This is a genomic window from Patescibacteria group bacterium (assembly GCA_041665345.1).
GTDB lineage: Bacteria > Patescibacteriota > Patescibacteriia > PEXW01 > PEXW01 > JBAYJA01.
The window spans coordinates 1-23,960 of sequence record JBAYJA010000001.1 but is presented as its reverse complement, the minus strand read 5'-3'; the positions used below and the strand labels follow the sequence as shown (position 1 = coordinate 23,960).

Genomic DNA, 23,960 nt, shown 5'->3' with positions numbered 1-23,960 from the left:
AAAAACACATACCTCAAAGGGGCTCGGGCCTTCTTTTTTTTGGGCAAACGTTGACACGACGCGCAGCCCTAGCTAGGGTTCGAGTAGAAAGAAATAAAAAAACCATGAGGAGGTTGCATGACCACAGAAAAAACCACAAACCAGCAGCTCTTTCCCTATCACTACATTCAGGCCATTCTCACCCTGTGGGCTGAGCAGCAAACTGGACCCAAGCGCATTGGCATTCGTGATCTGCATGAAGCGCTGTGGAAACTCGTTGGCACGTGGCCGGAAATGTTCGCTGGCATTACTTTCGATTGTTCAGGCAAACATGTGATTTCAGCTGAGCTAGAAGAAGTGCTCTCTTCCCTGGTGGCGGCAAGCGTGCTGAGTATGCCAGTCGGCGGGCGACTCCAGTGCTACGAAGTGGAACGTGATGCAAAGGCCAGCCGAGACTACTTTGAAAAGTATGGCGCCGAGGACGATTGGAGTAATGTGGAACAGGCTACCAAAACATTTGCCGACATGTACAAACGCTGGTACACGTACAAAAATTGACTCGACGAAAGTATTTGTACGAACCCGAGATACCATATCTCGGGTTTTTCTTTGCAACAAAACGACCTCTCAAGGGAGAGGCCGTGGAAATGTACTACGCAGTTACTGGAATGGGATAGTGGCCAGTGAAGCAGGCGGTGCAATAGTTCTGCAAACTATCATTGCGTTCTACCATAGCTCTACTGAGGCCATCTATCGAAAGGTACCCCAGGGAGTCAGCTTGAATGAAATCTTTAATTTCTTCAATGGTTCGTGAGGAAGCAACAAGTTCGGCACGGGTAGGCATGGCAATACCCATGAAACAAGGATTCGTGATTGGCGGAAAAGCGGTCCGAATGTGCACTTCTTCTGCGCCTCCAGCACGAAGTAATGAGACAATCCCGCGCATGGTAGTGGCACGGATTATCGTGTCATCAATCAGGCAAACCCGACGCATGTCCGCATCCCGAAACATGTCCGTCATTAAGCCAAACTTGAGCATCACCATAAATTCTCGCTCTTCCTGCTCTGAAGCTAGGAAGGTGCGGGGAATGGAAAAATTCCGAATGAGTAACTCTTTATCTGGTAGGCCAGATCTTTTTGAGTAGCCCTTCGTGGCTAGATCACCAGAATTTCGAATAGATGCAACAAAGTCTGCTTTTACTGGATGTTCAACTGCAAGCTCCACTCCAAATCTATACGCGTACGATCCTTTCTGGTGAACATCAGCAGGGTTCTTACCGTCAATGAAAACGTGGCTATCTGGGCGTGCAAAGTACGCGAGGCAGACAACGCAATGAGCTGAATGCTTTGGAAGTACCCCGGGATAAGCATGGACTGTCATTGTGCCATCATCGGTAATTTCTACAATCGAACCCCGTTCTACTTCGAAGATAAGTGAAGCTTTGAGAATGGGAAAAACGCAAGACTCGGAGGCGGCAACGATCATGCCATCTTCTGTACGACCGACGAGGAAAGGTCGAATGCCATGCGGATCCCGCATGAAAAATGTCCGCTTCTTCGTCATCAAAATGCCCGAGTATGCGCCCGGAATCTCTTGCATAAAACGTTGCATTGCTGCTACCCAAGACAAGCCTTCCTTACGACGGTAGTACGCAATCTGACGAAGCGTAAAGTCGCCATCATTCTGCGAAGGCACGTCGTCAGCAACTTCTTCTAGGGCTTCACGGTAGAAGTCCAAACGAGGGATGTCACCATTCGCCGCATAAATAACCCGACCGTCGATGATATCCTCAACGAAGTTTGGTTGGTAGTGAATGAGGTCATCTGCTGGTCCGGCGGTTGCATAACGCCCATGTCCAATGACTTTATAGGGATTCCGATGCACCATCTTCCCAAGTCCATCGCAGAACGGTTCAGGCGGACTTTTTTTTGCGCCATGCGTATCGTACTGTGATGACACAGGACCAAAAAATTTATCCAGCCAAACCCGCTTCCGATCACCCTGAACACCAGCAACATACCCAACGCCGCCCCCTTGGTATCCACGGTGCTGCTGCATGGCCAAGGCCATAAACGCACGTTTCGCCATGACCAAACCGGGGATCTTTTTTGATGGGTCATGTAAGTAGAGGATGCCACACATGTATTCTCCTTTGTTCTATTGTAAATTTACTTTTTTTCTGTTTCTGAGCGGCCAGCTTACCACTGTGGTTTTCTTGCGTCAAAGCTGTTGAGCTATAAGAAAAACCCCACGGTAAGGCGGGGTTTCAATGCTCGGCAAAAGGCTGTGGGGAAGGCTTCTACTCAAAGTCGAGGTTCAGAAGGTGCTCACCTCCTGGCGGGACAGTGAATGGTCCCTTCATTGTTTTGCTGCTTCCCTTCGGGTGTTGCTGTTTGTACGCAGCGTAACACGTGCGGCATCGTTTTGGGTCTCCTGTGAAACCTTTTTCGGCAAAGTACTCCTGAGCAGATACGGTGAAGGCAAACTCTTCCTTGCAGTCTATGCAAGTGATGAATTTGTCTGCGAATGTACGCTCCGCGACTGTGGGGTGAGAACTTCCTGTCATCACCAGCCTCCTGTTTGGGGTAAAAGAACGGGGGGTAAACTATGCTGTAAGTATACGCCGCAGATGCGAGCCAGCAAGGCCTTCCTGAGCCGGAGACTTGCACCCGGCTTTTGTCCATGGTAGCGTAAAAGTCACCTCAACGTTTACACTTTACTTTCGTATGCCAATCAAGAAAGCGTCAGCCAAGCACGTCCGCCAGACCATTTCCCGGGGCGCCCGGAACCTCAACGTGAAACGCACCACCAAACAGGCCGTCCAGTCTGCACGTAAATCTATTACGGGCAAAACCGCTGAATCCAAAGCCAGCGTCCTGGCGGCAATTCAGCTCTTGGACAAGGCGGCTCGCAAAGGTGTGATCAAGAAGAACACCGCCAGCCGCAAGAAGTCCCGGTTGATGAAAGCGCTGAACAAAGCGAAGTAATTACGTTGTTTTATCTATTCCAAACGCACCTTCTCCAAGGTGCGTTTGTGGTATGCAAGGAAATCTCTCTACCCCGCGCAGACTTTGGTCAAAAAGTGTGTCAGACCAATTTCTGGGTCTACCTTCCCGGTTTTCATGTCGACTTCCAGCTGCACTACGTCTTGGAAGAGCTGTGCTAACCGGCCTTTGGGGAATTGCCGAACCGCGGCCACGGCTTTCTGTGCCACGAATGGGTGAAGGTCAGTTTCTTCGGCAATGGCGCCTGGAGCACTCCCCCGTTCCACGCAGTCTGCGACCATCAGCAGAATCCGGATTTGCCGCACCAGCATGGCGTGCAGGACGAGCGGATGCACACCCAAAAGGATTTGCCCGTGCATGAGCTTGAGTGCAGCTGGTAAGTTCCGGGCTGCCAGCGCATCCGTAAAGTGAAACATGTTGTCATCATGCGGAGCTTGGGTCCACTGGTTGATAAGGTGCACGTCAATGGGTGCCTTCCCAGCGGCGGCTACCAACTGGGCGATGATGTTCGACAAGCGCCACAGGTCAGCCCCAACATTGGCCATGAGCAAATGCACTGCATTGGGCTCAATGAGCCCACCCAAGCGCTGCACTTCTTTCCGAATCCACCCAGCCAGTTGCGCTTCAGCCAAGGGTAAGAAGAGTTCCACCTTGGCGTGCTCTGGCCAACTGACTTTCGTTGGCGCCTTGGGGGGAGCTTTCTTCGCTGTAGCCTTCTTGGGTTTTGCTGGTTTTTTGGGAACCGTGGGCTTTCCCAAATCTTTCCCCTCCCAGCAAATCACCACGGCATCTGGGAACGCGGTGGGGTCTGCAAACCACGAGTTGAACTGCGTGCTGTCCGCGACTGATGCTGTGCGTAAGAAATCGTTCAACACCACCAGCCGCTTCTTGGCGAACATCCCCACTTGAGCAATGGCGTTCCGCATCTGCCCCAGCTCAAACGGCGGGGAAAACCGAACAATGTTCCCACCCGTGGGGTCGTACTTCTTCTGAAAGCCAGCCACCAGGGTACGCAGCCGCTGGCGGGAGGAAAACGTGTCATCGCCGTGAAGAATCAGGAGGTCCATGGGGGAAGGATAGCCGTAGAGCCGTACGCCGTAAAGCCGAAAGATCGAATGACCAACAAAAGAACCTAGCGCGGGTCTCTGTGCCCGCGCAATGGAAAAACAATGCTCTCAATCATTGACAAATACTGAGCTGTAAACTAACCTAGACTATTCTTTGACAACTGCCTCGCTAGATAGCTGGGCAAAAACCAAACAACCCCTTCCAGATCCGGACGGATCAAAGCGCGGACGCGCAGGAGGAAACATGTATTATGCTTCGAATGTAAATGAATTAATCCGTGATTTTCCGTGGCTGTGGTTTGTCATAGCTGCGGACCAACGTGGAAAATTTAATCCAAGTGCAGCACAAATTCAGGTGCGAGACCTCCGCCTGAAACATTGGGCTTACACTGATTTCTGCCAGAATTTCTTGGACAACACCTATTTTAGCCCGAAGGTGTACTGGCTTCACTGCATTCATCAAACTTCGAAAGAGCAAACAGAAGAAGCGGTCATTCAAATACCAGTGGATGGACGCGAACGCACTCAGTCATTTGCCACTCACATTGTTGCAGGCATTTACAAACATCTACAGCTACCAAATCCACAAAACGTTAAAGAGTCTTCTATCCCTGAGAATTTCTCAGTTGCGCACATCTGCATTGACTTTGGATTGAACGACTTACAGGGCAAGGTACTGAAGATCTATCGTCTAAGCGAGGCCGTGATCAATCAGGCAGTTTCCTTCAATGATACGCTTTTGAACATGCTTCACGCATGAATCATGGTCAGGCGAACCCACCCCGGTTCGCCTTTTTTCTTTCGACAAAAAAAGGGGGCGAATCGCATAACGACTCGCCCCATAGAACGAACTTAAAGATCAGTGTACGTGCTGTAGAGGTGTGTACGCGTGGGCGTCTCACTCCCCTCCTCGTAGACGTAGCGGATGAGGCCGAGGTTCGGTGCATGGCTTGCCATGACTGCATCAAGTGCTTCCAGCGGCGTCCGCTCAAAGAGGACGCGCGCGGCTCGCATGACTTGGCCGTGGCACACCAACCACACGCGTTGACCAGGCCGATCTCGAAAAATCGTATCAACGGCGCTATGGACGCGCCCGCAAACCAAATCGGCGATACTCTCCCCACCACCAGGTGGTTGAAAGAGAAACGGCCCAATAGTACGATACTGAGCTTCAGCCCAGGGGAAGTGTTTGTCATACTCCTCCTGCGTCATCAGCCAACGTGCGCCGGAACTTCGTTCGCGAAGTTCGAACTTCCAGTAGATCCGAATTTTGGATCGAACCTCCTCAGGGAGATGCTCGAGCATGCCCTCCAACGTTCGCTTGGCGCGTACATACCCAGAGTGGTACACACAATCTGGCAGTCCAATGTCCGCAATGATCTTCGGTCCAGCATCACGCGCCTGCACTTCCCCACGTGCCGTGAGCGGGATAGTGTGGTCATGGTAGCCCTCCAGTCCCCGCCTCGCAGTCTCATTAGGAATGCAGGCCTTCCCTTCCATAAGCAAATTTCGTAACGATTCCCCATGTCGAATGAGCACTATTTCTGCTGGTCGATTCCAGCTCATGTTTCCTCCTTTCAAAGAGCAGCTGCATCCTACCAGCCTGCTCTATGCCTTGCAAGTCAATTGATTACAAAAAAGTGCTTACCCAGTTCGCCTTTTTTATTACCAAAAGCCGACCTTTTTACAGGTCGGCGGAAAGGGCTTGTTCGTAATCCTTCGAGCGATGGAGAGCCATCAGGACTGCCTTGTACGACGGGGTTGCTTGGATAAACCAAGTCACCGTTCCTTGAAAAAGTGCTTCTTCTTGGACCCGAGAAATAATAGGCACCTGTATGAGGGAAACGATATTTCTGGGTAGAAGAACCTCAGGGTACCGAGACACTTCTACTCGTTGCGCCCAAGAAATAGCCGGCGGGTCAGACCTGGGGGACATAGAAATGATATCGGTTATGAAAGCTCCCAAGGGTAAAATGAAGACGCTCTGTTGCTCCGCACAATATCGACTAGGTAGCGTATCAATAACCAAAAAAAATGCCTTCTCCGTGTCGGGAACTTCCACTCCAGGTGGGAATGTGAGTGTCCCATACGCCTGCGTAAACGGGTTTGGTTTGTAAAAGGAGATACCTACGGTGATCCCCGCGACGATCAGAAGAACCACGACGGCAATCCATCTTCGCATTTTTCTGTCCTCCAAAACTTTTTGTGTAATTTCAAATCACTCTAGCACCAGATGGATGAGATGTCAACCTATCTTTTTTTTGATCTAACCAATAATACGTACATTGCGACGATTGCATTTTTGCCCTCCTATGCAATACTGTACTGCCAACGAAAAGATTACTTCCTATGCCACACCTCATTCTCCTCCGTCATGGAAAATCTGAATGGAATGCCAAAGGTTTGTGGACCGGGCACACGGATATTGATTTAATTGCAGAGGGACGTGATGAAGCGCGTGCCGCTGCGGAAGCCATGCGTGATATTGTCATTCACCGGATTCACGTGTCAGATCTACGCCGTGCGCACCAAACCCTGCATGAGGTGAAGAAAACTTTGGGTATCGAACATGTGCCGCACACCTCCCACCATGCCTTGAAAGAACGGCACTACGGCATCTACACCGGTAAGAATAAATGGCAGGTCAAGGAGGAAGTCGGAGACGAGCAATTCAAAAACATTCGGCGCGGCTGGGACGTGAAAATTCCTGAGGGTGAAACCCTCAAGGATGTGTACGATCGGGTGGCAAAGTACTTTGACGAGTACATTGCCCCGGAACTCGCGGCTGGGCACAACGTACTCATCGTCGCGCACGGGAATTCCCTGCGCGCACTTGCCAAGCACGTTGAAGGTATGACCGAAGATGAGGTCTGCGACCTGGAAATTGGTACCGGCGAAGTGCACTGCTACGCCCTGGATGTTAATGGTAAAGTGACGAACAAAGAAATCCGGTCAGCGAATACGAGTAAAGGGAAAGTGTAGTACTTCAAAGAATTTAGTCAACCAGAGGAAGCTACCCAGTTCGCCTTTATTGCATTCAATGTAGGTGCACAGCTTGCTGTGCTCTGCCACATTGGTGAGCTACCTACGACTTAGCCTCCTCCATCTCCCCCCAATTATCCCCAACCTTCACGTCAGCCACGAGTGGGGCGGCCAGATCGTACACTCCTTCCATAGTTTTCTTCACGAAGGCGGACACTTTTTGCACATCCTTGTCCGGCACTTCGAACACCAGTTCGTCATGCACGGTGAGAATCATGCGAGCCTTGGGACTGACTTTGGGTAAACCCGCATCGCAGGCAATCATGGCCAACTTCAGAATATCCGCCGCCGTCCCCTGCACCGGCAAGTTCACAGCAATGCGCTCTGCCTGGCTGCGAATCTGGCCGTTGGAAGAGTTTAGTTCAGGCAAATTCCGTCGCCGGCCAAACAAGGTTTCCACGTAGCCCACTTTCCGCGCCTGCTCCTTAACCTCTTCCAAGTACTTAGCTACTTTGGGCCGGCTGGCAAAGTATCGCTCAATGAAGTCCTGCGCCTGCTCGCGGCTAATCTTCTTGCGGCTCGCCAAGCCCCAGGCGCCCATGCCGTACAGCACGCCGAAGTTCACTTCCTTGGCAGCGCTGCGCTGGTCTTTGGTCACTTGCTCCACCGGTATATTAAAGATATCCGCGGCAGTGGCTTGGTGAATGTCTGCCCCATGCTTGAATGCGTCAATCATCTTCTCTTCTTTTGCTAAGCTAGCCACAACCCGGAGCTCAATCTGCGAGTAGTCCACGGAGACTAGCTGAAAACCTTTTTCCGCAATGAAGGCCTTGCGGATTTCTCGGCCCAGTTCGGTACGAATGGGAATGTTCTGCAAGTTTGGATTATTGCTGGAGAGCCGGCCCGTGGCTGCCACGGTCTGGTTGAAATCCGTATGCACCCGCCCGGTTTGCTTCTGGACCAGCTCAGGCAGCGCTTCGACGTACGTATTCAGCAACTTGGTCACTTCCCGGTACTCCATAATGGCGTCAATGATAGGATGTTTGCCCTGAAGTTTCTCCAATTCATCCACAGCCGTGGAAATGCCGGTCTTGGTTTTCTTAATGCCTTCCGTGGGCAGTTTCAGCGTTTCAAACAGGACAACCTTCAACTGCAGCGGGGAACTAATGTTGAAGTCTGACTTTGCGTAGCCGTGTATTTGCTTTTCCAAACGGCGGATAGACGTGTGCAGCTCTGCCCCAAGCTTGGCCAGGACTTTGGTATCCAACTTCACCCCAGCCAATTCCATCCGGCTGAGCACGGGGATGAGCGGCATTTCAATATCGGTAAACAACTTTTCCAGTTTTGCGACTTTTAGCTGAGGTTGGAACTTCTTGACCAGCCGGTACGTGTAGTCTGCATCTTCCCCGGAGTACTCCGCGATTTTTTCCACGTCCACGTGCTCCATGGTCACCTGGTCCTTCCCCTTCTTCCCAATCAGCTCCTCAATGGGAATCATCTGGTGCCCAAACTCTGCAAAGGCCAAGGTATCCAGGTTATGGCTCCGGGAACTGGAATTGAGCAAGTAGCTAGCTAGCATCGAATCAAAGGACAAGGGCGTGACCACCTGCCCCGCCAGTTCCAAAATTTGGGAATCGTACTTCAGGTTGTGACCCCACTTCGCTACTTTCGAATCAGCAAAAAATGGTTTGAGTTTTTTCAGCCAAGACGCATGCTTATGCACGTTAACATAGGACGCGGCGCCGGCTTTCCAGGAAAAACTGATGCCGAGGAGTTTTGCTTCGTACGGATTTAAGCTTGTGGTCTCCGTGTCAAAGACAAAGCTCTTTTGCTGCTCCAACTCAGCCAAAAATACCTTGAAACTTTTCTCATCATCCACCAGCGTGTACGAATGTTTATCACTCTTTTCACCAAATAGTGTGGGGCGACTTCCCTCGCCGTCCTCTTGGTCTCTACGGCTTACAGCTTTAAGGCTTACGGCTTCCCCTTCTCCACTCAACTGCGGAATCTTCGCCACCAAACTCTTGAAACCCCATTGCACGAAAAGTTCGTGCAGCTTTGTGGCATCAGCTGAGTGAATCTTTGCCTTATCCAAATCAAAAGGAATGGACACATCTAGTTTAATTGTGGCTAACTTTTTGCTCAGGTACGCATTGTCCTTCTCTTGCATCAACTTCAGCTTGAGCTTCTCCGACATATCCGCGGCTTGCTGTGGTGTGTGCTCCAACGTCCGGTACATGGCTTCAATATTCTTGAACCGGAGAATGAGGTCCGTGGCGGTTTTCTCGCCCACGCCCTTCACCCCAGGAATGTTGTCGGACGGATCGCCGCGTAGCGCTTTGTAATCAATGATGTGCTCAGGTCCAAAACCGTACCGCTCCACCACCTGCTTGGGGGTGTACAGCACGGTGTCATTCAAACCTTTCCGCAGACTGTAGACCGAGACGTGCGACGAGACCAGTTGCATCGTATCCATATCACCGGTAAGAATAACAACCTTTGCCTTCTCCTTTGCCAAGCGCTGGCTCAGGGTGCCAATCACGTCATCCGCTTCCACGCCTCGGACTTCCACAACGGGAAAACCAAAACCCGCCACGAGCTCATGGGCTAAAGGAATTTGATCGTACAGCTCTTGGGCGGCTTGGACGCGCGTAGCTTTGTACTGATCGTACATAGCGTCACGGAAGGTGGGCCCCTTCATATCAAAAGCCACCGCCACGTGCGTGGGCTTGATGTCTTTCAAGGCTTTCAGCAGCGCCGTGGCAAAACCGTACACGGCGTTCACCATGGTGCCATCCTTCGCCGTCAGCGGCGGTAGGGCATGGAAACTCCGGTGGATAATAGCGTTGCCGTCAACGAGGAGGACAGTGGGGGTGGGCATGCCTACAGGTTAGCTGGGAAAGGTTGCACTGACAACGTTTGACATCATGAAACGCCTACGGTAAAGTGGGGGCATTCAAAATAGTACCCTTTTCCAAGGAGGAATTGTGGAAGATAGTTTTTGCTACTACTGTGGTCACCCCATGATCGATGGGGCATGTTCTCGCTGCGGAGGCACAGTGATTGCAGTTGCAGAATAGTAACTGTGAGCAAGCTCACTGCACGTGCAGTGAGCTTTTTTTGTCTACAGATACAAGAAAGCTATGCACGACGCTGCGGTTGACACCCAAGAACCCACGTAGTAAGGTGGGGAACATCTTTTACAACAGAATACGTGGTTAAAATATTGCATCAGGAGGAAATATGGATTTTATCTTCTTCTTCGCGGCTTTCGTTTATTCCATCTTTTTCATCTACAGCTCGTTTATTGAGCCGAGAGTTGATCTTGCACAACTCAAAAAGAAAAATTTGGCATTTTACCGATTCCTCGAAGAGCAACGCGTGCATATTGCTTGCACAAATGGCAAAAAAGCGATCATCCGCTTTGTTAGTCCATTTAGCTCTTCCGCGAATTTTTATGTCGATGATGAAGGATTGCGGTCTTTCTGGGGTGTAGCAGTGCATGAAAAACACTTTGGAATTTTTCCAAAGGTTCATGCGCGGCTGCAGTTTATTGTGTACGGGGGTTCCCGTGGCATTCAAGAGGGGCAAAAACTTGAATGCCGTGTCTACAACAAAACACTTACGGAGGGATTGCAAGCAGCCGTAAAAAAATTTGCCCATATTGTGGGCGCGACTCGTTTCTCAGTTGATAACGTTATCGCTCGATAGCGACACTCAAGCTCACTCGTCCTTTCATTCTAAAGCCCCTATTCTCATATGGGGCTTTTGTTATTTCACAATCTGTCGTGTTGCCTCTATCAGCTGTAATTCCTGTTGGCAATATTCGGTGGGTGTGGCAATGCGACGTCCCTCCAGGGGTGTGGGTTCTTCCACCGAAGCGGCCATGATGCAGTCCGCAGAAGTAATATTCTCCAGCCCTAGCTGGTGGCCAAACTCGTGGAGGAGGGTGGAGAGGATGTAGGCGTTTGTCGTTGAGGGATCATTGCGCGCCAGGTCTGCTATAGCGTCCAAGAAAAGGACAGTGCCGTCTTCGCGTACAGTCATGCCAATGTTCGTTGGCGAATCAAAAAAAGTATTAAGCAGAAAAACGTGCACGGTAGGTGCGTCCTGCACGGCTCCGTGGTTGCCTTCCACACTCGCCAAAGCCCGAATCTGCGCACGGGAATAACCTTCGGGTTGGGCTGGTACAACATCCCCAATGGAAAAGGTTACACCATTAGACTTCTGCGTTGCTACCGTCAGTGCGGAAGCGAGTTCATTTTGAGTCTGGGTGGTAAGCGCTTTACCCGCAACGCGTGCACAACGACGTGCAGTGTTGGACGATTGTTCGAAAGGTAGGCCGCACGGTTGTCACCATCTCGATGCAAACCAAAAGCCGTTTGGAGCCATATGTGCTGTGCAAATGATGACCGCCAATGCAGGTTGAACCAGTTATCTGCATCAGCCTGGTTCGCCTGGTACCGGAGGAAAGAAAACCCAAATGACCCCACAATAACGAGGAGGATGCAGAGTATGCCAAACCGGCGCATGGTGATTACTTTTTTGGCGGGGGCACAATCTTCGCCAGCTTCTCCAAGACCTTGGGTAAGGAGGAGTGCGACTTGGCTAAGTAGCAGGACATACCCAATTCTGTACAGCGCTGGAGCACTACACTGCTTTCCACTTCTGAGAGCACAATCACGGGAATCGCAAAGAGTGCTTTGTCATTGCGGAAGCGGTCCAGCACATCCAACCCGCTCTGCTTGGGTAAACCTAAATCCAAAATCACCGCCGCGGGTTTCACTTGGCGCGCTGTGGTAACCGCGGAAATTCCATCCTTCGCATTCACCACCTGGTAGCCGCGGTCTTCCAGGGCTTCGGACAAACTGGTGGCAACTGAAAGCTCATCCTCCACCACCAGAATGATTGGACTGGTCTTCGTTTGCTTCGCGGTATATCCAGCAAGGCTCATGCAGTAACTATACCGTATGCCGCAAGGATTCCGAAATACCTACGCCCGGAGGCCGGCTCGCTTTTCCAAAATACCCACCCGGCGCTCCAGTTCAGTAACTTCAAAACGATAGGCAACATTATCCAATCGAACCAGTATTGCATGCTGACCGTCCTTCAGCTCCTGAATTTCACCATGTAGATCATGAAATTGCTGACGAATACCAGTAAACTCTTCGCCATTATGGTCAAACTCCATCTTGATCATGCGGGCGAGATCTTCAAGGGTGATGGGTTGCTTCTCTTGGGACATAAGATAAGGGGTAAAAGTATGATAGAAGGAAGGAATCACTTGGTCAACCAACCTGGGTTTTGCTCTTTTTCCGGCGCTGGTACAGCCGCACAAGCTCATACCCAAGCCAGGCTGCCCCACCAACCCCAGCAATGACTGCCCAGACCCAGGACGGAACGCCACCTTTCGGTGATGCGCCAGAAAGGTTTACCGGTTTACCATTGACGTTTCCATTCGTACTCTCCCCTGCTACCCGCGGAGTGGCGGCTTGGTTTGCGTTGATCCCCGTATTCAGCGGGGATGTAGCGGCAGCTTCCAACGCAAAGGCGCCGTCCGCATTCCGAGTGAGCACTTCCCCGGGTTTGGCTTTGGGGTATGTAGCAACGCTGACCACCTTTGCATCCGGATCCACAAGTTCCAGGGTGCCGCCATCGTTGCGCAAGGCAAAAGGTAAGTCATCGGCTGTGAGCTTCAGCACCGCCTTGGGGGCCACCAGCAGCTGCAACTTCAGCTGCCGCGTGCTTGAACGCAGCACCCAGCCCGTCAGATCAACAGCTTTGGTCCCAGTGTTCTCAATTTCCACCCACTCTTCCCCGTCTGTGGGATTGGGCAACAGCCGCACAATCCGTATGTCCGCGCTCCGCTGGTAGTCCCGCACTTTCACCTGCACCTTTGCCGTTGCCACCTTCCCCTTGGTGTCTTTTGCGGTCACCGTCACGCTGAAAATCCCGGACTTTGGAAACACGTGGGTTACTTTGGCGCCGGTGGCTTTCCCGCCATCGCTAAATTGCCAGCTGGACTCCACATCATCCCCATCTGGATCACTCACGTCGGCAGTGAATTTTACCTCTGTCCCAACCCACACTTCGGCCTCCACTTCCCGAATTGCCACCCGCGGCGCTTGATTCGTATCAGCAAAAACATTCGCCGCGCCCGGCGTAGCTTTCCCGGTCCACATCCAAGCCTCGCCCACCAACGCGTACGCCTGCGCTTCAAGAGCCACGCCCGTCCATTTGACGGTGGAGGTGACCATACCATCAGGTGCCGTGAGTGTCACGGTTTCACCACCAGTGTTATTCAAGGCAATACCACTGTCGGTACGCGGCACCACTAGCCAACTTCCTGGCTTCAACTCTTTTGTGGGAAACGTGTAGGTGGTTTTTGAAGCATCAGCCAAAATCCAACCGGCCAGTGGGACAACGCTGGTGCTTCGGTTGTAGATTTCAATCCACTCCCCGGGGAGATCTATACCTTTGGGGTCAGGCAGGAGTTCGGAGATGAGCACCTCGTGCGTGGGTACGGTGATTGGCGCAGCGACGATTGGTGCCGCTGGTGGTGGAGCAGTATTGGTATTCTGGTTTGAGGAGCTGGGTGGCGGAGCGGACGGCACAACCGGCGCTGGGGCCGTCACAAATTCCAGCTCGTTGGTAGTGCTTTGTGGTTGCGGCACATCTCGGCCCAGAAAATCCAAGCTATTATTTTGAGTATCCTCACCATTGCCGCGGAAGGAATCTGCACCGTCCACCCGCATGGTTTCCTTGGTGGAGGTACTCAGGGCTTTTCGCTCAATGCTCTTTGCGATCCCCGGTGTTGGCGCTGGTGCAGTCTCCATATGCGTGGCTGTCCCCCACCCAACCAGATCAACAATCCCAAGTGGGTTCACGAGCTCCACGCTGTTGTCAGATGAAAGTGAATTAGCTGTGGAATAACGAGCATCCGGTACAACGCTACCGGTGTACCCGGTTGGATGTGCAATGAGGAAATACCCATGCGCTGGTACAGTTGCTGCCTCAAATTGCTCCACGAGTGGGAAAACTGTCCCGGTTGCTGTTCGCTTCAGCAGTTGCCAACCGGTGATGGTTATCACCGCATCCGTGGGGTTGTACAGTTCCACAAACTCATCCGTGCTGAACCCAGACGCGCCACTGATTTGGATTTCGCTGATGAGGAGGTGCGGGGCTGGGGAGGCGTGAGCCAGAAATGTGACTTGGAAGATGATGGTACAGAGACACAGGTATTGGAGGAATTTCATATGTGATACAAGTTCGGCTAACGGTGAAAGGGGTCGTGAAAAATAATGAATTTTCTCATAAAGTAATTATCAGTGTGAGGTTGGGGGTTTTGTTTTAGATAGAGGTATGGATAAAGGGTTAGGGTTGGCGGCTGCGGAGTTTGAACTGGGTCCATGCTACAGAAAGTCTGTACAACTGACGTACACTTTTGTCATAGATCATTACTAAATCCTTGCAGGTCAAATCACTCACTTTGTATAAATCCCGTGCCTGTTCGAGGCACACAATACATTCGTTGCACTCACCCATTGCGTCATCGAGATACTTTTGGAATCCAAACTTTTGATGCTTTTTTGCGTAACCTTCTGCTACTAATCGCGGCGCGGCTTTTGCGGCACGTCGAAGTTGATCACTCAAGTCATACCGCTCCATCGCTGGTAAAGCAGGGATCACTTCTCGAATCACCGCTAAGCCGGCTTGGTATAAATTTTGATAGACTTCAAGATCTCGAAAACTTTTTAACATAGAAATGGTTATTAAACTTCCGACCACCACCTTCTACCTATACCTCTACCAAAACCCAAACCTTCTACCCCCCCCACCCCTTCACCCGCTCATTCCCCGCCGCCTGAACGCGAAGTGCAGACGACGGGCTGACAAGAGGGCGAATTGTAAAGAACGAATGCCTACACTGCCGCTACTGGCACGCGGGAGAGGTCGCCCTCCACCGGTGCTTCTGTCGCACTGACTGCTGTGGGCTTCGCGCCTTTCCGTGCGGAGCCCAGGAAGATCACATTCTGCGCAACCACTTCCGTTCGTGAACGCTTCACATTGTCTTTCCCTTCCCACTGTCGAGTAGCCAGGCGACCTTCGATGTACAAGCGGTCACCCTTACGGGCGTACTGTCCAACGATGCTGCCAAGCTTGCCCCAGGCAACCACGGGGGTAAACTCCGTGCTCTGCTTCAGGGTCTTGGACCGCGCATCACGCCAGGCTGCGTTCGTTGCCACCGAGAAGGTGGTGACGGACTGACCCGTTCCAAAAGTGCGGACTTCTGGATCGTGCGTGAGGTTGCCAAGAATTGTGGCTTTGTTGAGATTCATTGCATATCACCTCCCTTCGGTTTAAAATGCATGGATTATTTGGCGAGAGAATTGCCCTTGACCAATGATGGGTAGGGGTTCATACTCTTTTTTGGGTACGAAAAGCAGCGCAGGTTGCTTGGACTATCCGGACAAAATCTCCGAATACGCGGGTGTCTCCTTTCCAAGACCCGGGTATTCGGTTTGCGTTTCAACTACTTTTTATCATTGCTTCCATTGTAGAGAATTGATTACTCCGCTAGAAATTTGGATATCTGTTCTATCAACATCGAAAATCTGCTGGTCAGTCTCATGGTAAACCATAAAATCTAATAGCAAATCCTTATGCAGGATATAGACATGGGATACATATCCAGCAGGTGTCTTCAGGCGATGCATGATATGCCCATCAAAAATTGTAGAGGGGAGTTTCTCTAGACTTTCATATTCCCACACATACGGCTCATCTCCTCGTTGTACATCAGCGCGATTTTTTTCGAGAAGCGCTCTTACATAAGACTCTGTGGACGAATATTTCTCAACGCTGAATTGTAAAGAGAGAAGTATTTTTGTTGAAAATTTTGGGGTGGTAAAGGCAACTCTAGATTCATTTTGCTGAATGGTCCCACCTGTGGCCAATGCTAATGGTTCTGATTTCCATCCGAAAGGAAGAGTGAGGAAAAATTTTCCAATTGCATTTTCGTATACTGTTTGCGTAGTCTCATTCGTCATCTGCGTATTATTATTTTCTCTTTCAAAAGCATTTTGATTTATTAGGAGATAATAAATACCAAGAAGAAGTATGCCTGCAAACAAAAATGGAATAACTTTTTTCATTGTGGAGAAATGTAAATAATAAATTAGGTAGGGATACGCTCTATGAAGCGTACCCCTACCGATGTTGATTGAATAGTTGAGCCATTCAATCGAAGTGAGGATCAACGAACTTTTACGCTCCGTAAACCCGAAGTGACCAGATAGTACCCGAGAGTACTTGATTCTGACTCGCGGCACTGGTTTGGTATGGGTCTTTCACCCAAAACCGAGTTCCATCAAAACCGTAGATGAGCACAAAGTGCCCACCGTACTGACTCGTCTGAGCGATAACAGGCTTTCGGTTAGCCAGGTAGGAGAAGATCTCGGATGCAGCGATATTCCGTACCTGACGGCATGCGTTATATTGAATCGCCTTGCTAGGAATAATGAGATCATTGCTAAATGCGCCATTATCCTTCGCCCATATGTTCAGGTTCTTTGGGCTCATGTTCCATGTTCCCCACCACGCGTAGAGCATAGAAATGCAGGAAAGATGGCAACCGTAACGGTCAATCGTCGAGCTCGTCGAAAATCCTAGTTTGTCCCAACGCCATGCGCCATCACGCTGGCTGTAATAAGGGACATTCAGAGAAATGCAGGCGTTTGGCGAAGCAAGAGCTTGCGAGGAAGACTGACCCTTACTGCTCAGTACTGCTTGATAAGCAACTTGTCCAAGAGCATGAACGGAATCAGCTGAGATTTCACCATATGGATATGGTTGAACCTCAAGCACCGCAGAAAGTTCATCCAAACTTGGAACAGGCGCCGGCTGGACCGGTTGCTCCGTATTGCTGCACCCTTGGGCGAAAAATGCAGCGGCAATGGCCAGGAGGGCCAGGACGAGGAAAAATCTCGTCTTCATATACACTCCTTCCAGGCCCTTCTGACCTGGGAGTTGTTGGGTTACACTTGTGCACGATTTTTTCGTGCGTTGACTATGGGTGGTTAGCGCAGCCGTTCAGAATGTTTCACCTCACTCCTTTCTCAAAGAACGGTCCGGTAACGGTATTGTTTGGGTGAGGTATGCTCCTGGCCTTTCCAGAACGCATGAGCACGACCTCGGTGTTTATTTCACTTCTAGGCTACCATGGCCTCGCAGTAATTTTTGGCCTAGTTATCCACGAAAAAACAGCGCCGTCGCGACGGCTCTCGGGTCAATCCTTCCATCGAGTTCCGTGTGCCCCTCGGAGCATTCGGGGCCCACTCCACCCTCTGGAAGGTTGCCCCTCTGCCCCACGGATGCGTGCTCCCCTTCGACTCGTCAGACTCGCTCAGGGTCTGCGCCACATCCGTGGGGACCCCCTTCAAAGAGCCAGGCAGCTGCGGATGACGACCGTGTCCCGCCTTGCCCGGATAGCAAACATTCATTGTCATTTCTGCCATAATCTGGTAGATTCTAAGTAGTGTCTGTGGATATTCTCCATGCAATTGGAAGGAGGTGTACAACAATGAAACTCAACCGCAAACTCCTGGCAGGCGTCATCTCCGTTGGCGTCCTCGCCCTCCCCTTGGCTGCTTCAGCCTTGACGATTGAAAACGTGGGCGCCACGCTCACCCTCGGTTCCGCTGATTTGAAGCAGACTGTCCTGAACATTATTACCTTTGTCTTGGGCCTCCTCGGGCTCATCGCCGTCATTATGATTCTCTACGGCGGCTTCATCTGGCTCACGGCCGGTGGCAACGAAGACAAAGTGGATACCGCAAAGAAGATCATCTCCTCCGCCGCTGTCGGCTTGGTAGTCATCCTGATCTCCTGGGCAATCGTGAACTTCGTCGTGAAGAGCACGGTGAACGTCACTGCCTAAGTTTTTCCGAATTTCGAAAAAACCGCCCTGGCTCCCGCTGGGGTGGTTTTGTATTCTATGGTGCCGCCGGTCGGACTCGAACCGACACGGGATTACTCCCACAAGGACCTAAACCTTGCGTGTATACCAATTTCACCACGGCGGCATATTCATAGCCTACCACCTCAAGTATCATTGACAAGCAGGAATGGTAGAACTAAGGTGAGGAAAACAAAAGTACACAAATGGAGAAAAAAATGGAAAAGAATGTAACGCAAATGGAAAATGAGGAATTGTTAACGACTTTTGAGGCCTGCCTAGAGAGAAATTCTGGACAAACAAAAGGCGTTGATTCTTTCTCCGCTTGGAATTTGGAGGCGTCTAATCTCCGTGAAGAAATTCAACGTCGACTGGGGTTCTTTACCGTCTCTCTACCGGCTGAATCTTTGCCACTTCCTGAGGGTGTGTGCGCAGACCGGCAAACTGACTTCCAAAGCTTCATCGATAGTGGGGATGCGACAGAAGAGTACCTGACGCACCTTGACCATTGTGACGGTTGCCAGCAAGCAATTGATCACGAAACTCAAAAGACTATGGCTGCATTTGAACGGCTTGGAGCATACATCCAGGCTGAACGAAATAATGCCTCAAGCAATGCTCCAAAACCATACGCCTCCTTCCAGAATTTCAAACGTCGACTACTGGAACTTCTCAAGCTAAAATAGTTTCCACTTCAAGGACGCACACCGGGTGCGTCTTTTTTTACTTGTCGAAAAAACCGCCCAGCGTATGCCAGGCGGTATATTCCTAAAGATCGTTCGGTGGATTGATTATCGTATCATCAATCTCAATCGGTCTTCGTACTGTTGGTGCGAACTCAACAACCATCAAGAGTAGCGCGATACAGATGCCCTCTGCAATATACCTTTATCAACGAAGATAAGTACGGACAAGCTAGCATACGCAACAGTTCGAGATACTTCATGAGTAAGCTTGTACCCCCACGTCTCCTCTAATTTTCGCTTCTGCTTCTTACCGGTCAATCGTGTGAACATCTTCCCCAATAATCGAGCGACGACACGAAATGCACAGGCAATCAACAGGACTCGTGGGTGCAACACTTGATGAAAGGCCAGTAAACTTACTATCGATACCAGACCAAGATACAGCGCGGCCATACCAAAGGCAACGTACAGACCATCAAAAATCCCGCCAATAAACCCAGACCGTCTGAGCAAATGCTCCATACCGTATAGACCGGCAATCATAATCACTCCTGCCCCAAGACCAGTAGTAGGGCCAAATACCCATCCGACTCCAAGTCCAGCCATCAAAGCCCAGTACAGAGAGAAACCCAATCGGGTCTGCGGGTGCACCCACATGATATAACCCACCAACGGTGCAGTCAGGTAGGTGAAAATGCTCACCCCAATAAGCCCGCCAAGGATTCGCACATCTTCCGGAATGTACGTCACCCCTGTATAGCAAAAGTAGAGACTCACGAAGCACGTCCCAATGCAAAGCAGAATGCCCACTAACCATAAGTGGAATTTTTTCGGAAAAAGCAGCAAACCGCCGGAACGATCGGATAAGCCGGAAATGCCGAATGACATAAAGACTCCTTTCAATGAACTTTTTAATTTCTTTTCCCAACCTTACCTAAACGGTTAGTCGCTTGCAATAGCCCCATTCTCCAAACAAACTTCAGCCTAAAAACTTCATGGCATCACCGGTCAATGATAGTGATACAACTCATCCTGAATGCATACCCGTGGATCTTTTTTACTCGTCGAAAAAACCGCCCAGCGTATGCCAGGCGGAAAATGTTCTAATCAATAATATCCATATCAGAATGTGGACGTTCCATTTCAATTGGCTCTCTCACACCAGGAATGAACTCAAGGACGTAAAATAGTGCACTGAACAAAACCCCGTGAACAAAATATGTAGTATCCAGAAACAGTAGCACCACCAAACCCATAAATACCGACGATTGCGCGACTTGAAAAGCGCATCGGTACCCCAACGTCTGCGCCATTCTGTGTTTCCGTTTTTTATCAGTGATTCGATAGTACCTCTTCGCAAGCATTCGCACGCCAATGATGAAAATACTGACACCAGCAAGTGCGAGCGGGTGCATTAGCTTCTGGTACACAATGAGGCTAAGAACCACGGAGGTGACTATGAAAGAAAACGCAATGCTAAAGCCACTATATACCCCATCAAAGATACCGCCAATAAATCCGGATCGCTTGAGGAGGTGCTCCATAACATACAGGGCCACAAAAAATATGGAGCCTACACCTAATGCATAGACTGGCCCGAGTACATACCCTCCGCCAAGTCCTGCTGCAGCTGCCCAGTAGAGAGTGAACCCAAGTCGGCTCAAAGAATCTCGCCAGAATGTAACTCCGGCAAGCCATGCAGACATGTACGCAAAAATACTTACTCCCATAAGCCCGCACAATACCCGAGTAGACGGCACGACATAACCAAGGCCTGCATGGGCAAAGTAGAAACTGACCAAGCACGTTCCAATGCATAGTGGAATACCCATTGTCCACAAATGCGTCTTGCTAGGGAATAGCGCTAAGCCGGAACGCTCAACAATACCCGGAATCAACGACATATGAACTCCTTTCAATGAACTTTTTAATTTCTTTTCCCAACCTTACCTCAATCATTTGGTTCTCGGCAATAGCCCCATTCTCCAAACAAACTTCAGCGTGAAAAACTCCGCGGCATCACCGGTCAATGATAGTGATACAACTCACTCTGGATGCATACCCGTGGATCTTTTTTACTCGTCGAAAAAACCGCCCAGCATGTGCCAGACGGTTGGTATGTTGCATTGTTACCGAACCAATGTTCAGGTACTCTCTGCTGCACTGGATACCAATCCGTTGATCGGAAACCGTTGACGCAGCAACCACATGCATAGCAGGGTTAGGTACGCCGGAACGGTAAGTATTGGATCCCAACTTTCAAAAAAGAGATGGTACCAAACAGCCGCAAGCATCATCAGCGATGTCCATTCTGCGCCAATGTACAGACAAGTACTTAGGGACCGGCTGTACCACAAGCGCAAGGGAGCGCGGAAAGCTTGCCAGACTCCAAAAGGCAGGTAGACCAAACCAATGCAAAAGTACATCGCCGCAATGAACGTGGGCACGAATAGCACGAGTGCCCCGAACTGCTGCCAGAGTGACGGCATAGTCCTCCTCAATGAGTAGCGTTGAAAAAATCTCTTTTCTTTATTCTTTGCACCCACCTTACCGCAAAAACCACAGAATGCAAACGGGTCATAAATCCCTGCATCACGCGCTCCCTATCCACCTTCCAACCATACTCGCCGCCACACCATAACCCATACCTCAGCCGCCCTTGACACCCACCGCTGTCTTGGTTATACTTCGATTTGCTAGTAAAACTTCGTTTTTCACCCCATCTCGCATGAGTAACCAGTACGTAATGTCCTAAACCCAAGGCGGCTAGACCGTACCACTCATTGACTATGCGTGCGGTGTAGTCCCGCCAGAAGCGGGATTTTCGTTTCCTCCAGAGGCTGAGTGCCGAATCTTCTTCCGACTCTCTCCCCTGCAGCAAATGGCACGATCGTTGACAATTGCATATGCAAGTGAAAAAAGTGGTAACGAATGTGCATCTTTTGTAAGTAAGCAAGTTAGTGCTTCCAGTGACGGACCGTTGCTGGGGGCGGATGATGACAACTGTGGCACTCTCGCAGCAATGCGAGAACGGCAAGAGCCGTGCCATGGTTGCCGCACAAGGGCGTACGGTGGATGCCTTGGTACAATGTGGCGATGAAGGACGTAGCAGCCTGCGAAAAGCTTCGGGGAGGTGGCAAGCAACCTTTGATCCGGAGATGTCCGAATGGGGAAACCCCTTTGCCGGTATGGGCAAAGACGCTGGTCTGAATACATAGGGCCAGTGAGCGAACCTAGGGAACTGAAACATCTTAGTACCTAGAGGAAAAGAAATAAATATTGCAGCAGTATGTTCGGTTTCGCCTTTGGCGGAATCGTGCATACCGCTGTGGTCATTCCCTGAGTAGTGGCGAGCGAAACGGGATCAGCCAAAACCTTTTTGGTGCACTCAGCCGCAAGGCTGGGAGAGACGCGTAAGCGGCTGCCAGAAGGGTGTTGCGAGATGGTGTTATTTGGAGCTTACGACTCCGAGGTAGAGACCACGCGGAGTGGTGCTCGGTGTGTCCGCTGCAAAGCGGGCGCAGTGAGCATTTCTTCGTTGTGCGTAGTTGAACCGCCTGGAACGGCGGGCCATAGACGGTGATAGCCCGGTAAACGAAACGCATGAAGCTCTACGACATTTCTCTCGAGTACCGTGGGACACGTGAAATCCTACGGGAATCCGGGACGACTACCGTCCCAAGGCTAAATACACATTGTGACCGATAGTGAACAAGTACCGTGAGGGAAAGGTGAAAAGCACCCCGGAAGGGGGATGAAATAGTATCTGAAACCGTATGCTTACAAACAGTCGTAGCCTCGCTTCGGCGGGGTCACGGCGTGCCTATTGAAGAATGAACCAACGAGTTTGTTCGGTGGAGTGGGCCAAGCCCGAGAAGGGCGGAGCCAGAGCGAAAGCGAGTGCGCAAGCGCGATCTGAAATTTGAAATGTTTCCCGCGAAAGCGGGACGCATTTCACTTTTTAAACATTCTATCGACAAGACCCGAAGCCGGGTGAGCTACCCATGACCAGGTTGAGTCCCGACGAAAGTCGGGAGGAGGACCGAACCCGTGAGCTGTGCAAAACTCTGGGATGAGTTGTGGGTAGAGGAGAAATTCCAATCGAACTCGGCGATAGCTGGTTCTCCTCGAAATAGCTTTTGGGCTAGCCTTGAGAGTTCCCCTGCGGGGGTAGAGCTACTGAATGGATTATGATGGCGAAAGCCTACATGGTCCAACCAAACTCCGAATACCGCAGGACATCAATCTCAGGAGTCAGTCCGTGAGGTCCAAGCTTCACAGGACGAAAGGGGAAGAACCCATGACCTCCATCTAAGGTCCCGAAATGACCGCTCAGTGGTAAAGGTGGTGGCGCGATGCAGACAACGAGGAGGTTGGCTTAGAAGCAGCCATCCTTTCAAGAAAGCGTAATAGCTCACTCGTCGAATTGCTCTGCGCCGAAAATGTATCGGGGCTCAAGCGGTCTACCGAAGATGAGGATGTCCTCTGACGCGAGTCGGAGGACGTGGTAGAGGAGCGTTCCCAACCGCAACGAAGCAGACGTGGAAACGTCTGTGGAGCGTTGGGAAGTGCGAATGTTGGTATAAGTAACACAAATGCAGGTGAGAACCCTGCACACCGAAAATCCAAGGTTTCCTGGGCAACGCAAATCGTCCCAGGGTTAGTCGGTCCTAAGTCGAGGCCGAAAGGCGTAGATGATGGGCAGCGGGTCAAGATTCCCGCACCACGGGGTGATTACTCAGGGGAGGACGCGGTGGCAAGGTATGTGCGTGATTTGGTTACGCGCGCCCCGCAAGGGCAAGTGGAAGTCGCAAGACAACCGCAAGACATACTGCAGCCGCCGCCTAGAAAAGTCTCCTACTTACGTCACGACGTGACCGTACCGGAAACCGACACAGGTGGATCGGCGTAAATGCGCCAAGGTGAACGAGAGAACCCTGGTTTAGGAACTCGGCAAAAAAGCGGCCGTACCTTCGGTATATGGCCTGCCTTCTACGTTCCTCACTACGTTCGGAACTTCGAAGGCCAAGTCCCCGCGCCATCTGGTGCAACAATGGGGTCCTGGCCTCCGGAGCTCGAGCGGCAGCGAGGAGCGTAGGAGGCCGCAGCGAATGATATCAAGTGACTGTTTACCAAAAACTTAGGTCCCTGCAAAGCCGAAAGGCAACGTATAGGGGCTGATGCCTGGCCAGTGTCAGAACGTTAAGGGGAGAGGTGCAAGCCTTGATCCGAAGCGCTGACGAACGCCGGCGATAACTATAATCGTCCTAAGGTAGCGAAATT

The 23,960-nt window shown here is 50.9% G+C and carries 25 protein-coding genes, 1 tRNA gene and 1 rRNA gene; 8 read left to right on the top strand and 19 right to left on the bottom strand.

Annotated features, from left to right (window positions below; all coding sequences use genetic code 11):
* Positions 1-117 precede the first annotated feature (117 nt).
* Entirely contained in the window at positions 118-537 is a 420-nt protein-coding gene (locus WCV85_00135) for a hypothetical protein (protein ID MFA6473264.1), read from the top strand.
* 94 nt (positions 538-631) lie between these two features.
* Here WCV85_00135 and WCV85_00130 read toward each other — a convergent pair whose 3' ends face one another.
* Entirely contained in the window at positions 632-2,122 is a 1,491-nt protein-coding gene (locus WCV85_00130; protein MFA6473263.1) for a hypothetical protein, read from the bottom strand.
* A gap of 157 nt (positions 2,123-2,279) precedes the next feature.
* A complete protein-coding gene (locus WCV85_00125; GenBank protein MFA6473262.1) occupies positions 2,280-2,546 on the bottom strand; it encodes a zinc-ribbon domain-containing protein in 267 nt (88 codons plus the stop codon).
* Positions 2,547-2,706: 160 nt separating this feature from the next.
* Between WCV85_00125 and rpsT the strand changes: the two genes are divergently transcribed.
* The gene (gene rpsT, locus WCV85_00120; protein MFA6473261.1) at positions 2,707-2,967 is read left to right on the top strand and encodes a 30S ribosomal protein S20; all 261 of its coding nucleotides are present in this window, start codon (positions 2,707-2,709) and stop codon (positions 2,965-2,967) included.
* 68 nt (positions 2,968-3,035) lie between these two features.
* Here the strand turns inward: rpsT and holA are convergent, their stop codons facing one another.
* On the bottom strand, positions 3,036-4,052 hold the full coding sequence (holA, locus tag WCV85_00115) for a DNA polymerase III subunit delta (GenBank protein ID MFA6473260.1): 1,017 nt from the start codon (positions 4,050-4,052) through the stop codon (positions 3,036-3,038).
* Positions 4,053-4,296: 244 nt separating this feature from the next.
* Between holA and WCV85_00110 the strand changes: the two genes are divergently transcribed.
* Positions 4,297-4,812 (top strand): hypothetical protein, encoded by a 516-nt coding sequence (locus tag WCV85_00110; GenBank protein ID MFA6473259.1) that lies wholly within the window; start codon positions 4,297-4,299, stop codon positions 4,810-4,812.
* 92 nt (positions 4,813-4,904) lie between these two features.
* On the opposite strand, the gene WCV85_00105 is transcribed toward WCV85_00110, so the two are convergent.
* Entirely contained in the window at positions 4,905-5,618 is a 714-nt protein-coding gene (locus WCV85_00105) for a histidine phosphatase family protein (GenBank protein MFA6473258.1), read from the bottom strand.
* A gap of 118 nt (positions 5,619-5,736) precedes the next feature.
* A complete protein-coding gene (locus WCV85_00100) occupies positions 5,737-6,234 on the bottom strand; it encodes a hypothetical protein (GenBank protein MFA6473257.1) in 498 nt (165 codons plus the stop codon).
* 167 nt (positions 6,235-6,401) lie between these two features.
* Here WCV85_00100 and WCV85_00095 point away from each other — a divergent pair, with 167 nt between their 5' ends.
* On the top strand, positions 6,402-7,034 hold the full coding sequence (locus WCV85_00095) for a 2,3-bisphosphoglycerate-dependent phosphoglycerate mutase (protein ID MFA6473256.1): 633 nt from the start codon (positions 6,402-6,404) through the stop codon (positions 7,032-7,034).
* 103 nt (positions 7,035-7,137) lie between these two features.
* On the opposite strand, the gene polA is transcribed toward WCV85_00095, so the two are convergent.
* The gene (gene polA, locus WCV85_00090; protein MFA6473255.1) at positions 7,138-9,915 is read right to left on the bottom strand and encodes a DNA polymerase I; all 2,778 of its coding nucleotides are present in this window, start codon (positions 9,913-9,915) and stop codon (positions 7,138-7,140) included.
* Positions 9,916-10,277: 362 nt separating this feature from the next.
* Between polA and WCV85_00085 the strand changes: the two genes are divergently transcribed.
* The gene (locus WCV85_00085) at positions 10,278-10,745 is read left to right on the top strand and encodes a hypothetical protein (protein ID MFA6473254.1); all 468 of its coding nucleotides are present in this window, start codon (positions 10,278-10,280) and stop codon (positions 10,743-10,745) included.
* Between the two features lie 60 nt (positions 10,746-10,805).
* On the opposite strand, the gene WCV85_00080 is transcribed toward WCV85_00085, so the two are convergent.
* The 9 genes from WCV85_00080 to WCV85_00040 all read right to left on the bottom strand — a co-directional run bounded on the left by WCV85_00080 (position 10,806) and on the right by WCV85_00040 (position 17,030).
* Entirely contained in the window at positions 10,806-11,150 is a 345-nt protein-coding gene (locus WCV85_00080; protein ID MFA6473253.1) for a hypothetical protein, read from the bottom strand.
* Positions 11,151-11,275: 125 nt separating this feature from the next.
* The gene (locus tag WCV85_00075; GenBank protein MFA6473252.1) at positions 11,276-11,566 is read right to left on the bottom strand and encodes a hypothetical protein; all 291 of its coding nucleotides are present in this window, start codon (positions 11,564-11,566) and stop codon (positions 11,276-11,278) included.
* Between the two features lie 5 nt (positions 11,567-11,571).
* A complete protein-coding gene (locus WCV85_00070) occupies positions 11,572-11,988 on the bottom strand; it encodes a response regulator (protein MFA6473251.1) in 417 nt (138 codons plus the stop codon).
* Positions 11,989-12,027: 39 nt separating this feature from the next.
* Positions 12,028-12,279: a hypothetical protein gene (locus WCV85_00065; protein ID MFA6473250.1), complete on the bottom strand. Its 252-nt coding sequence runs from the start codon at positions 12,277-12,279 to the stop codon at positions 12,028-12,030.
* A 43-nt stretch (positions 12,280-12,322) separates the two neighbouring features.
* Positions 12,323-14,290, bottom strand: a complete 1,968-nt coding sequence (locus WCV85_00060; protein ID MFA6473249.1) for a lamin tail domain-containing protein — start codon at positions 14,288-14,290, stop codon at positions 12,323-12,325.
* Between the two features lie 118 nt (positions 14,291-14,408).
* Positions 14,409-14,795, bottom strand: coding sequence for a four helix bundle protein (locus WCV85_00055; protein MFA6473248.1), 387 nt, complete (start codon positions 14,793-14,795; stop codon positions 14,409-14,411).
* A 161-nt stretch (positions 14,796-14,956) separates the two neighbouring features.
* A complete protein-coding gene (gene ssb, locus WCV85_00050) occupies positions 14,957-15,373 on the bottom strand; it encodes a single-stranded DNA-binding protein (protein ID MFA6473247.1) in 417 nt (138 codons plus the stop codon).
* A gap of 204 nt (positions 15,374-15,577) precedes the next feature.
* Positions 15,578-16,189: a hypothetical protein gene (locus WCV85_00045; GenBank protein ID MFA6473246.1), complete on the bottom strand. Its 612-nt coding sequence runs from the start codon at positions 16,187-16,189 to the stop codon at positions 15,578-15,580.
* Positions 16,190-16,301: 112 nt separating this feature from the next.
* Positions 16,302-17,030 carry a C39 family peptidase gene (locus WCV85_00040; GenBank protein MFA6473245.1) on the bottom strand — a complete coding sequence of 243 codons (729 nt, stop codon included), beginning with the start codon at positions 17,028-17,030 and terminating at the stop codon, positions 16,302-16,304.
* Between the two features lie 586 nt (positions 17,031-17,616).
* Here WCV85_00040 and WCV85_00035 point away from each other — a divergent pair.
* The gene (locus WCV85_00035; GenBank protein MFA6473244.1) at positions 17,617-17,973 is read left to right on the top strand and encodes a hypothetical protein; all 357 of its coding nucleotides are present in this window, start codon (positions 17,617-17,619) and stop codon (positions 17,971-17,973) included.
* A gap of 58 nt (positions 17,974-18,031) precedes the next feature.
* Here WCV85_00035 and WCV85_00030 read toward each other — a convergent pair.
* Positions 18,032-18,118: transfer RNA gene (locus WCV85_00030), tRNA-Leu, on the bottom strand.
* Positions 18,119-18,209: 91 nt separating this feature from the next.
* On the opposite strand from WCV85_00030, the gene WCV85_00025 reads away from it, so the two are divergent.
* Positions 18,210-18,677, top strand: coding sequence for a hypothetical protein (locus WCV85_00025; protein MFA6473243.1), 468 nt, complete (start codon positions 18,210-18,212; stop codon positions 18,675-18,677).
* Positions 18,678-18,839: 162 nt separating this feature from the next.
* Here the strand turns inward: WCV85_00025 and WCV85_00020 are convergent, their stop codons facing one another.
* The 3 genes from WCV85_00020 to WCV85_00010 all read right to left on the bottom strand — a co-directional run bounded on the left by WCV85_00020 (position 18,840) and on the right by WCV85_00010 (position 21,166).
* Positions 18,840-19,565 (bottom strand): hypothetical protein, encoded by a 726-nt coding sequence (locus WCV85_00020; protein MFA6473242.1) that lies wholly within the window; start codon positions 19,563-19,565, stop codon positions 18,840-18,842.
* A gap of 215 nt (positions 19,566-19,780) precedes the next feature.
* Entirely contained in the window at positions 19,781-20,581 is an 801-nt protein-coding gene (locus WCV85_00015; GenBank protein MFA6473241.1) for a hypothetical protein, read from the bottom strand.
* Between the two features lie 240 nt (positions 20,582-20,821).
* On the bottom strand, positions 20,822-21,166 hold the full coding sequence (locus tag WCV85_00010) for a hypothetical protein (GenBank protein ID MFA6473240.1): 345 nt from the start codon (positions 21,164-21,166) through the stop codon (positions 20,822-20,824).
* Positions 21,167-21,725: 559 nt separating this feature from the next.
* Here WCV85_00010 and WCV85_00005 point away from each other — a divergent pair.
* Positions 21,726-23,960 (top strand): 23S ribosomal RNA (locus tag WCV85_00005); the annotation flags it as partial.